Source organism: Pseudoalteromonas sp. McH1-7 (assembly GCF_013366255.1).
Taxonomy (GTDB): domain Bacteria; phylum Pseudomonadota; class Gammaproteobacteria; order Enterobacterales; family Alteromonadaceae; genus Pseudoalteromonas; species Pseudoalteromonas peptidolytica.
The window spans coordinates 68,581-81,229 of record NZ_JABWPQ010000021.1; the positions used below are offsets into that span (position 1 = coordinate 68,581).

Genomic DNA, 12,649 nt, shown 5'->3' on the forward strand with positions numbered 1-12,649 from the left:
TACCGTATCAATGTAAAACTATGAAGCGAACCTTTTCGACCTCTCGTGCATAAGGTAAGATGGTACATGTATACTGACTCGCAAGCTAAGGTAAGAAAATGATTAACCCAGCCAAAATTGAAGAGATTGCCAAACAGATTTCAAGCAATATGCCACAAGGTGTTAAGAGCCTTGCCGAAACGTTTGAAGCCAGAACCAAGCAAGCTATTCAAAGTAAACTATCAGAGATGGACTTCGTCAGCAGAGAAGAATTCGATATTCAAAGCAAAGTATTGATCCGCACCCGTGAAAAGCTAGTAGAGCTCGAAGAAAAAGTAGCACAGCTTGAAGCGCAACTGGCTGACAAGCAAACAGACTCTCACGAGTAATACCGTACTGGCAGCACTGCGTTGGTGTTTTGCTGCCATCTCATTGTCTGGTGTTTAATACCAATTAGCCTTAATTGTTGATATAACATCAAGGTTTTGTGGACGCAGGATATTAGTGCTGCAACCTGTATAGCCTGACGCTAATATCATAGACATCCGTTGTTCGCTTGCAGTTTAAGAGCAATAGCGTTGATTCACACCGAGTAACGACTTTTCATAGCACAAAGATAGCTGCTCACTGTCAGCCACTGCACCAACAACCTCATTTAATAATCCATCAGCAAGGCCATATACCCAACCGTGTACGGTCAGTGTTTGACCACGTAACCACGCATCCTGCACAATGTTGCTCTGACAAACATTGCGCACTTGCTCCACCACATTAAGTTCACATAATGCTGCGCATTGTTGCTCATCAGCTATGCGCTCAATAATTGCCTGATGCTTCTCTTTGACATCAGCAACATGACGAAGCCAGTTGTCAATTAGTCCAAACTTTGCATTGTCTAGCACCGCTTGAACACCACCGCAACCATAGTGGCCAACTACCATAATATGATCGACTTTAAGTACTTCTACTGCATACTGCATTACCGATAAACAATTATGATCAGTATGTACCACTACATTTGCAACATTACGGTGAACAAATAGTTCACCGGGCATTAAATCAACAATTTCGTTGGCCGGTACTCGAGAATCTGAGCACCCTATCCAGAGATAATCAGGGTTTTGCTGCTGCGACAACTTTTTAAAAAATTCAGGGTCACTGGCATTTGTGCGCTCTGCCCATTGCTTATTGCTATTGAGCAAATGGCTCAGCGGGCTCGAACTAGAATTACACATTAGTGGTTCTCCGGCTAACGTTCAGCCTGTATCAAAATATTCCTTGGGGTGAGTGACTTTTCGCAAAAAGTACTAAGCTCAACATCATACCCCGATGCTTGTAAATATAAAGCTCTATCTAGCACTAACCATATTTCAATAGCACGGCGGAACAAATGACGAACCAACTCAACTCTGTCAGTAACTTGCTTTCTCTGGCGGCCAATTCGCTCATACCTTTCAAAGTCGATGCTTGCAGGTAAGATGATTTGTTTTTGCTCTGCCGCCCAGTAACAAAACTCATCAAACGTTCCTGAAAAAATGGCTTTATTCACAGAGGGAACCGAGACATAGTTATCACTACCGTCCAACTCTCTTCTCAACGCATCAAAACCCAGTCGCCAACTCACTTCTTTTTTGCGAACTGCCGCGACTCTGCCCGGTGCGGTGACGGTTTCTTGTAATGCTAGCTTCATATCATGATGAGATAAGTTCAGCGCACTGGCGCTAGCTTCTACGCTCATCGCTTCATACTGTTGTGGTGTAAAAAGGTGATAGCAGCAAGGAGAAAGCGATAGCTTTTTCATTCCATTATCAACAGCTTGGCGGATAAATACACGGTGTAATTCACCACAAGCATGTAATGCAATACCATGGCGATTTTCAACAAAATGGTGATGAATATCATCTTTGAGTACATCAGCACAATGAAAGTGAAGGTTTAGATTCTGCCGTTTTGCACTCTCCTCTCCTTGACGACATAAATCTTGTTGTAGCTCAATACTATTGACTTCAGGCGCACCATGGTAGGCAAGCATACGCCCTAAGTGCCCTTTACCAGCACACCATTCAAGCACAGCAGACTTGGTTTCGTTTATAGCAGCAACAAAGTCTTGTAGCTGCTCAAGCTTACGCCCTTTAATTCCATTACTTAGCCAAAATGGCAGTGCATCTCGATGACCTTCAATCTTGGGCAGCATACAAAGGGTATGTAATTGCTCCAGTTCAGGGATAGTACTTTTGAAGAAATCACGATGCGCTTGCTCGTTGTTGTCTAACTCATGTACTGCCTGATCGCTAAGTTGCAGTAACGTAGACTCAAGCTCAGGCCAAGGTATGGCTAAATGCTCAAATGCAACGATCTGCCAATACTGACGAGTATCAAATAATAATTTATCTAAACGTAGAAAACGCGTACTTAAGTCCACAGTAGTTACAACCACCAGCAATACAATATGCTTATTCTAGCGTAAATGTGACTTATTTTTCCGAGAAAAGATGAGCTGAATATACATGGGAATACAAACTAAGGTTAAAACAGCGGCAATTATTAACACCCAAGATGATGAGGCCGGATCTTGCTTGACTTCTGAGTAAATAAAATCAGCCTTATGTTCGTGAAATTGGCTTACATCCAAATGATACAGCTGTGCTATCCACAGCCACTTTGCAGCTGACATTTTTCCGATAGGGATACCCGAAACCCTAATAAAATCTTTGAGCTTCTCTGCTTCATAAGCCAATTGTGCGAGTGACTTATGGGTTGCATAGTTCGCTTTGGTAACGGCAAGCGACTCTTCTAAATGGAGCATCGCATATCGCCAACCTTTGAGACTGGCACGACGAAATCGCATTACCTGCTGCGGACGATCGCGTAACATTGCTTCGGTCGTAAATAGCACGTCTGCGTAGACATTTAAACCAAACTGTTTAGGGCAAATTTCTCGAGTCGCCACGCCCAATTGCTGTGCCTGATAAGGTTCGTTTGTGCTATAAACCTGCATCGCATCAAACTTTCCAGCGATGAAATCATCAAAGGGTTTCTTGCCTGAATAGAGCAACATGCTGTCGGTATTTACACCAGCTCGTTGCAACATCATCAGCAACTCACCATTTTCAGTATGCCCAAGGTGGCTGATGCGCTTTCCTTGAAAATCACGTGGGACATATATCCCGCTTTGCGCTTTAACCATCCAACAGTAAGGAGAGGATTGTAATAATGCAGCCAGCGCCACAAAAGGTTTTCCTTCAAGGCGTTGTTTTAGTAAACCAGAGTGAAACACACCAAATTGCGCTTGTCCGTATAGCACACGAAAGTCAACATTAGGGTTGTTCGGATCAGCGGGGACGATGATAACGTCAAGCCCTTCTTCTTGATAAAAGCCCTTTTCTTTTGCCATATAGTATCCAGCAAACTGGAACTGATGTGTCCACTTCAACTGAAGCGTTACCTTCTCTAATGCCTGTATTTGGGTACTGAAGATAAGAAGCAATAACACTGCAAAATACTTAGACATTATGTCCTTATTTCTTGTGCGAGAATAATGGCTAACTATAGTCGATGGGCAGAAGCTTGCCATAGCAATAGCCGCGATTTCAAAAACAGCTTAAGGAAAGTGAGTGCTATATACTATGTACAGTACAGTTTTCAAAATGCTCTGCGAGTAGATTTTTAATATGATGATGAATTTGGTCGCGACTTCCTGTGCATGTAATGTCGTAACCATTACCGTTGTTTTGTTCTATCAGCCCCAAGTAGTTTTTGCCTATCGCAATAGACTCTATACGCGCTATCGGTATGGTTACTTTTCCGATCCCATGTGAGATGATCAGTGTATCGCCTACCTTTGTTAATAATGATTCCACTCTTTGGTTACCATATCCGTCACCGCCTAATACCATAGATAACATCAGCATTAAGCAAGCTGTAGAGAAGAAGATACCACTTTGAAAATCTGGCCAACATGTCACTAGCACTATGTAAAGGCCTGCTAGTAACACAAGCTTCTTTATTAATGCAGCCCATCTTGATTTAGTTTTACCAGACTGTAACACTCGTCTCTCCCGCTAAATAAACTCCTCGAGATGGCAAAGCGCCCTCTCATTGCTCTGTGAAATTAAATTGGCAATAATATTCTCTAAGCGCCCAAACATAACCCCACTAGCCTGCTTTTTGCTTTTGCAACTGCTCACCATATAAAAAGCGTGCAAAGCAAGGGTTCTGTGTTTCCTCTTGAAATTGATACGCCAGCTTAGCTAAATGAGCATCAAAACATTCATAATCCTTTGGTTCTACCTCAAACGCTGCTAATACATTACCCTGTGCTGCACCGTGATTTCGATAGTGAAATAATGTTATATTCCAGTTACTACCTAGCATGTCTAAAAACCGCGCCAACGCCCCTGGATATTCTGGAAACTCAAATCGTAATAGACGCTCGTTCATTACCGCAGGAGGCTTTCCACCTACCATGTATCTAACATGTAATTTCGCAAGCTCGTTGTCTGATAGGTCATCAAACTGATACCCATTTTGATGTAATGAAGCCCTCAGTTCATCTAGCTCACTTTGCCCATTTCTCAAACCTACGCCAACAAAAATCTGTGCTTCTCCACAGCCAGCATAGCGATAGTTAAACTCAGTGATTGCGCGTCCACCTAGAGAGTGACAAAAGCGTTTGAAGCTACCTTTTTCTTCAGGAATTGATACGCCAAGCAATGCTTCATGCTTCGCGCCTAATGCTGTTCTTTCAGCAATATATCTAAGCCTATCAAAATTCAGGTTAGCTCCAGATAGGATTGCAGCAACACTTAACCCTTTTTCACCAGTTTGTGCCAGCCACTTTTTTAAACCTGCTGTTGATAACGCCCCAGACGGCTCTGCAGTTGCTCTTATTTCAACAAAAATATCTTGCACCGCAGCGCATATTTCATCGGCATTAACTGTGATCACCTCATCACAAAACTTTTGTGCCAGCCTGAAGGTCTCAGTACCAATAAGCTTAACTGCAACACCATCGGCGAAGCCACCAACCCTCTCTAATTCCACAGGCTTGCCAGCTGCCATTGCAGCCTTAAGACAAGCACTGTCATCAGCTTCTACTCCAACAATACGAATGTCTGGCCGCAGTGATTTTAAATACACCGCCATACCCGCGAGTAGACCACCACCACCAACCGGTATAAATACCACATCCAACTCATCAAGCTGTTGAATAAGCTCTCGCGCTACCGTACCTTGACCAATGATCACGTCTTTATCATCAAATGGAGGAACAAATACACCACTTTGCGCTTCACACAACTCCAAGGCATATTGTTTTGCAGCATCAAAGTGATGGCCATGTAAAATCACTTCACCACCAAGTTTACGCACGGCATTCACTTTAATTTCTGGCGTAGTCACAGGCATTACAATAGTGGCATGCTGACCTAAATGCGTTGCACTTAGTGCAACTCCTTGAGCATGATTACCCGCTGAAGCGGTATACACCCGAGACCCTTTCGGCAACTGACGCAGTTTGTTGTACGCACCACGTAATTTGAAAGAATAAACCGGTTGTTGATCTTCTCTCTTTAGCCAAATCTGATTACCAAGCTGGGCTGACATTTGCTCTAATTGATTGACTTGCGTTACCTCAACGAGCGGTGCCACATTCGCTTGAATGATGGCTCTGAAGTAATCAAGCTCTTGGGAAACCATCGCTAGCTCAACTCCTCAAGTTTTTGTAAGTCACGAACAGCACCTTTGTCAGCACTCGTTGCAAGCAGTGCATAAGCTTTCAATGCGGGACTCACATAGCGCTCTCTATTTAGTGGCTTATAAGCATCTTTACCACGAGCCAGCTGTTTTTCATGGCGCAGTGCTAGCTCAGTTTCATCCAGCTTTACATCAATACTGCGGTTATAGATGTCGATAGCGACAACATCGCCGTTTTCAACCAGCGCTAAATTACCACCACTGGCAGCTTCTGGAGACGCATGACCAATAGAGAGCCCTGAAGTACCGCCAGAAAAGCGGCCATCGGTGAGCAAAGCGCAGTCTTTGTCTAGACCCATCGACTTCAGGTAACTGGTTGGGTATAACATTTCCTGCATACCCGGGCCGCCTTTTGGCCCTTCGTAACGAATGATCACTACATCACCTTTTTTAACTTGGCCGCCCAGTATCCCCTCGACTGCATCGTCTTGAGATTCGAATACCACAGCAGGCCCCGTAAAGCGCAGCATTTCATCGGCCACTCCTGCACTTTTCACGATACAGCCGTCAGGCGCTAAGTTACCTTTTAATACGGCAAGGCCGCCGTCTTGTCTAAAGGCATGCTCGATAGAGCGAATACAGCCGCCTTCACGGTCTAAATCTAGCTCGTCCCAGCGACACGCTTGACTCATTGCTTGAGTAGTACGGATCCCAGCAGGTCCCGCACGATAGAAAGTTTGTGCCCGTTCATTATTACTGTCTGCGGCATTCCAGCGTGCAATAACCTCACCTAGATTTCCGCCAGCCACATGCCCTACCGACAAGTCTAATTTATCCCCTTTAGCAAGCTCGTTTAGAATGGCCATAATGCCACCTGCACGGTGTACATCTTCAATATGATATTGCTGTGTTGCTGGCGCCACTTTACACAAAAATGGGGTACTGCGAGATAAACGGTCTATGTCGTTCATATCAAAGTCGACAAAACCTTCTTGTGCCGCCGCCAATAAATGCAGCACCGTATTGGATGATCCACCCATCGCAATATCTAATGTCATGGCATTCATAAATGCCGCTTGATTTGCAATATTGCGTGGCAGCACTTGCTCATTGTCTTTGCCATAGTATTCATCACATAAAGCCATGATGCGCTTTGCTGCGCCCAAATACAGCTGTTGGCGGTCTTTGTGTGTCGCTAGTGTTGTACCATTACCAGGCAACGCTAAACCCAGCGCTTCTAATAAGCAGTTCATCGAGTTTGCAGTGAACATACCTGAGCATGAGCCGCACGTAGGGCAAGCAGAGCGCTCTACTTGCTCAGACTCCTCATCACTGACTGTTGGATCCGCTCCTTTTACCATGGCATCAACAAGATCCAACTTTAAATCGATATCCGCTAAGCGAGTTTTACCCGCTTCCATCGGGCCGCCGGAAACAAAGATCACCGGAATATTCAACCGCAGTGCGGCAAGTAGCATACCTGGGGTGATCTTGTCGCAGTTAGAAATACAGACCATAGCATCAGCACAATGGGCATTGACCATGTATTCGACTGAATCAGCAATTAAGTCTCTCGATGGCAGCGAATACAGCATACCGCCGTGCCCCATGGCAATGCCATCGTCAATTGCTATGGTATTAAATTCACGAGGTACGCCGCCTGCTTCTGTTATCGCATCAGCCATCAATGCGCTGAGTTGATTGAGGTGAACATGACCCGGAACAAACTGGGTATATGAATTTACAACTGCAACTATAGGTTTATGAAAGTCACTGTCGGTCATTCCTGTTGCTCGCCACAACGCACGGGCGCCCGCACGTTGCCTGCCTTCAGTCGTTGTTTTACTCCGTAATTTAGCCATGTCTCACCTTACGCTCGGTTTTCCGAGTTCCTCATTCCCAAAATTTACAATGCTTTGCTTCAGGGTGCATCACCCTGAAGCAATAAGATTAATCGTTTACGTACTCTAACCAGCCGTTTTCGTCTTCAGCCTCACCCTTTACAAGTGCAAAGTATGCTTGCTGCAGTTCCTCTGTGATTGGACCACGCCCGCCGTTACCGACAGGGATTTTGTCAACGCTACGAACCGGTACAACTTCAGCTGCGGTTCCAACCATAAAGAATTCATCCGCCAAATACAGGGCTTCACGTGCAATCGCCTCTTCACGCACTTCATAACCTCGCTGCTTAGCTAAATGAATAATAGTGTCACGGGTTAGGCCCGGTAAGATACAGGCTGTCGTGGGTGGCGTATAAAGCACGCCTTTTTTCACCACAAACAAGTTTTCGCCCGCACCTTCACTGAGATAACCATTCACATCTAGCGCAATTCCTTCAGCATAACCATTGCGTTTCGCTTCGCCTGAAATAAGCTGAGAAGACAGATAATTACCACCAGCTTTTGCTGCCGTTGGCATGGTATTTGGCGCCAAGCGACTCCACGAAGACACACATACATCCACACCTTGCGCTAAGCCCTCTTCACCTAGGTACGCGCCCCACTCCATTGCAGCAACTGTCATATCAGCGCGATGTGATTTTGGATTCAAGCCAAGACCTACATGACCTAAAAAGGCAAATGGACGAAGATACGCATTGGTAAAGTTGTTTGCTCGTATCGTCTCTTTACACGCAGCAATTACTTCCTCTTTTGTATATGGGATCTCCATACGGTAGATTTTTGCAGAATCAAATAAACGCTGGATATGATCGTTTAAACGAAAAACCGCAGGGCCATTTGGCGTGTCATAAGCACGGATCCCTTCAAAAACTGAGCTGCCATAATGCAGAGCATGACTAAGCACATGAGTGGTTGCTTGAAAGTAAGGAACCATTTCACCGTTGTGCCAAATAAGTTCTGATGTCTGTGTCATTGTTTAACTACCTTAATTAATTCTTTTAAATTGCCTGTTTCTGTAGTGTGTGCAAGTCAACTGCCTGCACCTCTACTAGCTTACTCAGTTGTGAGGTTAATAAATAGATAGGTTTGTCACTATCTACTGTCATTTTGACGTGGAATAAGTCATCTTGCCCTTGAAGCTCTAAATTAGTAAGACGAAATCCCCGATGTCTAGCCACTCGTAAAAAGCGCTCTATCGCAATACTCTGTTGTTTTACTGCAACGGTTAAATGGTGTTTCATGAAAAGTTCTCCGTCATCATTTCATCATTGGCAGCACCTGGAGGAACGAGTGGCCATACGTTTTCTTTATCATCAATACAAGCGTGAAGAATATAGGGGCCTTGCGCACTGACCAGTGCATCCACAGCCTCATCAACTTGACTGGCGTGAGTAATTGTCTGCCCTGGAATACCAAACACAGCAGCCAATGCGACAAAATCTGGATTATCTGACAAGTCTGTTTCGCTGTAACGACCGTCAAAAAAGAGCTGCTGCCACTGCCTCACCATACCTAATCTTTGGTTATCAAGTATCAAAATTTTAACGGGTAAGTTGTTTCTACGAATAGTTGCCAGCTCTTGAATATTCATCATGATGGAGCCATCGCCAGATACCGTGATCACTGTGTTATCTGGACGTGCTATTTGCGCGCCAATAGCCGCTGGCAGGCCAAATCCCATAGTGCCCGCACCACCGCTACTTAAGTGGTTACTCGGATGGCTAAATTTCATGTGCTGCGCCACCCACATTTGATGTTGACCAACATCGCAACATACCACTGCAGTTTTTGGCAGCTTTTGGCTAAGTTGATTTAGTAAATAAGGGGCAAAAACTTTTTCACCGGGATAGTCATAACGCCACGCATGTTGTCGTTGCAGGGTTGCAATTGTTTCAAGCCATTGCGTGTTAGTAACCACACACTCAAGCTGTGGTAGCGATTGCTTCAAATCAGCAATCAGTGATGCAGCTGCTGGTTTTCGTTTACCGACTTCAGCAGGGTCAATATCTAAGTGGATCACCTTAGCGCCAGCAGCAAACTTTGCTAAATTCCCCGTCACGCGGTCGTCAAATCGAGCCCCGATACACACCAATAAATCACATTGCTGTACAGCTAAGTTGGCAGCCTGAGTGCCGTGCATACCCAACATACCAAGGTCAAAGTCATAATCAGGTGTAACACTGCCTAGTGCTTTTAGAGTCGACACTGCCGGCATCCGTGTTTTCTCTAAAAACTGCATCAACTGAAGCTGAGCATCAGCGTTTTGCACACCACCGCCGATGTATGCAACTGGCCTTTTTGCTTCACATAGTAATTGATTAGCTTTCCCTACCTCGGCTTGTGATAGCATTGGACATTCATCTTGTGGCGCTGCAAATGGATGAAAATGCACATTTGCGAGCTGAATATCTTTTGGAATATCAACTAAAACTGGGCCTGGGCGACCGGATTGGGCAAGGTACATGGCTTCTTGGAGCACTTCTGCAAGGTCTTCTGAGCGTTCAACCATGTAACTGTGCTTTGTACAAGATAAGGACATACCTAGTACATCGACTTCTTGAAACGCATCCGATCCAATCGCAGCAGTTGGCACTTGGCCTGTAATGGCAAGTAAAGGCACTGAATCCATCATCGCATCTGCAAGCGCAGTGATAAGGTTAGTCGCTCCGGGGCCTGATGTTGCAAAACATACCCCTAACTTCCCGGTACTACGCGCATAACCGACGGCAGCAAATCCGGCACCTTGTTCGTGGCGAGTCAAATAGTGCTTAACAGGCGCACCGTACAAAGCGTCGTAAATTGGCATGATGGCTCCCCCTGGGTAGCCAAATACGTGTTTGACGCCTTGCTCTTCTAGCACCTTGATAACAAGTTGTGCGCCGGTTGTTGAATTGCTCATGTTCTGCTCTCAGTTGCCTTTTTTGCCCTAAAACGAAAACGCCCCCCGAACCTTGTGGTGCGGGGGGCGCTTATGCTGATGGTTTTCTTACAGCACTAACTAGCCCCCGCGGTAATAATAATCACCACGCTGATAATCACGACTAGTAGAGTTGCTGTTAGTAACATTGCTTGAATTCCGAAAATTTAACTTTGCTAACGACTAGGTATAAACACTGCGTTGCCTCTTTTTCTATTAATACCGCGCGAACAGCACCCAAGTCAACATAAAAAACTATGCTATTTAAATTTAAAAAAGCACACTGAAAACATAAAAAAACCCCAAAAACACCATAAGCAGAATTAAAAAAGCAACAAATACTAAATTGAGAATTTTATATTGGTTTTGCTTAACGATAACGAAAAATTTACTTTCTTATTTTGGCAATATGAAATTTTCTATACTTCTTGCCCATTTCTTTTTTAGTGACATTCGCTAGGCTATATCGCAGACTACCTTTTTAATAAAATCAACAGGGGATCAAAGTGGTAAAATTCCTTTCTCCATTTATATTTTTTTGTTTTTTCCTAAGCCTTTTTAGTGCTTTTGCAAATGCAGAAGTTGGCCTTTGGAAAGTAGAAAAAGGCCAAAAAACATCCTACTTGTTTGGAACTGTGCATGTTGGTGATAAACAAATGCAAGGGTTGCCAGTCAAAGTTAAAACCGCTATCAAAAACAGTGACAAAGTGATGGTTGAGGTGAACCTAGAAGCCTTATCTCAGTTGGCAATCCAACAACGCTCCATACCTTTTATGCTACTAAAAGGCAATCAAACCTTAGCGTCTCAACTAAGCCCCGAAGTCTATAACAAGCTGAAAGCCTATTTTGCAGCAAAACAAATAGATATTGCTTTATTTGAACGTTATGCCCCCTGGGCTGTTATGGTGACTATGCTACAGCTGGAATATCAGAAGTTAGGTTTCACGGACAAAAATGGGATAGACAAGCAGGTTATCGCGTTTGCAAATGAAAGCAATATTGCAGTTGATGAATTTGAAACGCTTGAATATCAGCTTGAGATGTTTAGTCAATTGAGTGTACATAGCAACGACATGCTAAAAGAGACGTTTGCACAGATGGCGGACTTAAATACTTACTTTTTGGATTTAGTCGCGGCATGGCGTTCCGGCGACTTGAAAAAGCTATCTCATTATTACAATGTGAGCTTCTCTGATGATAAATATGGTCAATTAGCCGAACAATTGATGATCATTGAACGTAACAATAATTGGATTGAAATACTCAAAGAGCAATTACCGAACACCTCCTTATTTGTCGCAGTAGGTGCTCTGCACCTGGTCGAGCAGTACGGACTGATCGCTCAACTAAAAGCTGAAGGTTATACCATAACGCCGCTTTAATATGGCCATAACTTGGCAAAGAGCCAAAGCGCAGGTCACCTTTCAAGGCTCGTTGATACAACACTGCACCGAGCCTTCAAAAAAATTAAAATCTATTTAAACCTTTTCACCTGACACTGCGACTTACCTTACAAAGACACTCCTTAAAGGTAAAAAGAATGAAAAGAATCATCTGCGCTTTATTGGTGAGTAGTGCAGCAATCACTGCTCACGCAAACGAAACAAAAACAATTACAGCATCATTTTCAGGTAGCGATGTAATTGAACTCGGAATAGATGTTGCGGTGGGTAAAGTTGATCTAGAAACTTATCATGGTGACACCATTGAGGTTGAGATCCTAGTTGCACCAAAGGACTCTGACAGCTGGTTTAGCACACCTGACGTCAATGATGCCGAATTAACCAGTAAAAGCCATGCTGATAAGCTCTCTCTTGAAGTACCGTCAGATGATTATGAACTCTCTTGGCACGTAAAAGTACCGCAAAGTGTGGCTCTAGATATTGAGGTTGGAGTGGGAAAAATCGAAGTAAATGCCCTTAATAATTCTGCCGAGCTGGAGGTAGGTGTTGGTAAAATAAAGGTTGCCGCGATGGCCTCTGACTTTAAACAGGTCTCGTTAGACTCAGGTGTGGGTAAAACATCTATGTCAGGGTACCCCGCTAGTAACACAGCGAAAAAAAGCATGGTAGGATCAAAAACTGATTATTCCGGTGCTGGACGCTATGCTATCGATGCTGAAGTTGGTGTGGGCAATATCAGCCTGATAAAAAAATAG

At 44.2% G+C, this 12,649-nt stretch carries 12 protein-coding genes; 3 read left to right on the top strand and 9 right to left on the bottom strand.

The genetic code is table 11. The features are described from left to right. Window positions 1–98 precede the first annotated feature (98 nt). A complete protein-coding gene (ubiK, locus tag HUZ36_RS15300) occupies window positions 99–368 on the top strand; it encodes a ubiquinone biosynthesis accessory factor UbiK (protein ID WP_125251507.1) in 270 nt (89 codons plus the stop codon). 174 nt (window positions 369–542) lie between these two features. Here the strand turns inward: ubiK and can are convergent, their stop codons facing one another. The 9 genes from can to ilvG form a co-directional block, all read right to left on the bottom strand. After that, on the bottom strand, window positions 543–1,214 hold the full coding sequence (gene can, locus HUZ36_RS15305) for a carbonate dehydratase (protein ID WP_176033303.1): 672 nt from the start codon (window positions 1,212–1,214) through the stop codon (window positions 543–545). Between the two features lie 14 nt (window positions 1,215–1,228). Then, on the bottom strand, window positions 1,229–2,401 hold the full coding sequence (locus HUZ36_RS15310; RefSeq protein WP_128730423.1) for a methyltransferase: 1,173 nt from the start codon (window positions 2,399–2,401) through the stop codon (window positions 1,229–1,231). A 36-nt stretch (window positions 2,402–2,437) separates the two neighbouring features. Then, entirely contained in the window at window positions 2,438–3,490 is a 1,053-nt protein-coding gene (locus tag HUZ36_RS15315) for an ABC transporter substrate-binding protein (RefSeq protein ID WP_176033304.1), read from the bottom strand. Between the two features lie 106 nt (window positions 3,491–3,596). Beyond that, complete coding sequence (locus HUZ36_RS15320; RefSeq protein WP_176033305.1) at window positions 3,597–4,028, bottom strand: hypothetical protein; 432 nt, start codon at window positions 4,026–4,028, stop codon at window positions 3,597–3,599. 106 nt (window positions 4,029–4,134) lie between these two features. Further along, a complete protein-coding gene (ilvA, locus tag HUZ36_RS15325) occupies window positions 4,135–5,676 on the bottom strand; it encodes a threonine ammonia-lyase, biosynthetic (RefSeq protein ID WP_176033306.1) in 1,542 nt (513 codons plus the stop codon). A gap of 2 nt (window positions 5,677–5,678) precedes the next feature. Then, a complete protein-coding gene (gene ilvD / locus HUZ36_RS15330; RefSeq protein ID WP_125251502.1) occupies window positions 5,679–7,535 on the bottom strand; it encodes a dihydroxy-acid dehydratase in 1,857 nt (618 codons plus the stop codon). 88 nt (window positions 7,536–7,623) lie between these two features. Continuing rightward, the gene (locus HUZ36_RS15335) at window positions 7,624–8,547 is read right to left on the bottom strand and encodes a branched-chain amino acid transaminase (RefSeq protein WP_125251501.1); all 924 of its coding nucleotides are present in this window, start codon (window positions 8,545–8,547) and stop codon (window positions 7,624–7,626) included. 25 nt (window positions 8,548–8,572) lie between these two features. Continuing rightward, a complete protein-coding gene (gene ilvM, locus HUZ36_RS15340; protein WP_125251500.1) occupies window positions 8,573–8,815 on the bottom strand; it encodes an acetolactate synthase 2 small subunit in 243 nt (80 codons plus the stop codon). Next, window positions 8,812–10,473, bottom strand: a complete 1,662-nt coding sequence (ilvG, locus tag HUZ36_RS15345; RefSeq protein ID WP_176033307.1) for an acetolactate synthase 2 catalytic subunit — start codon at window positions 10,471–10,473, stop codon at window positions 8,812–8,814. Before ilvG ends, ilvM begins: the two co-directional genes overlap by 4 nt. A 524-nt stretch (window positions 10,474–10,997) precedes the next feature. Between ilvG and HUZ36_RS15350 the strand changes: the two genes are divergently transcribed. After that, the gene (locus HUZ36_RS15350; RefSeq protein WP_176033308.1) at window positions 10,998–11,873 is read left to right on the top strand and encodes a TraB/GumN family protein; all 876 of its coding nucleotides are present in this window, start codon (window positions 10,998–11,000) and stop codon (window positions 11,871–11,873) included. A 158-nt stretch (window positions 11,874–12,031) separates the two neighbouring features. Beyond that, the gene (locus HUZ36_RS15355) at window positions 12,032–12,649 is read left to right on the top strand and encodes a hypothetical protein (RefSeq protein ID WP_147389187.1); all 618 of its coding nucleotides are present in this window, start codon (window positions 12,032–12,034) and stop codon (window positions 12,647–12,649) included.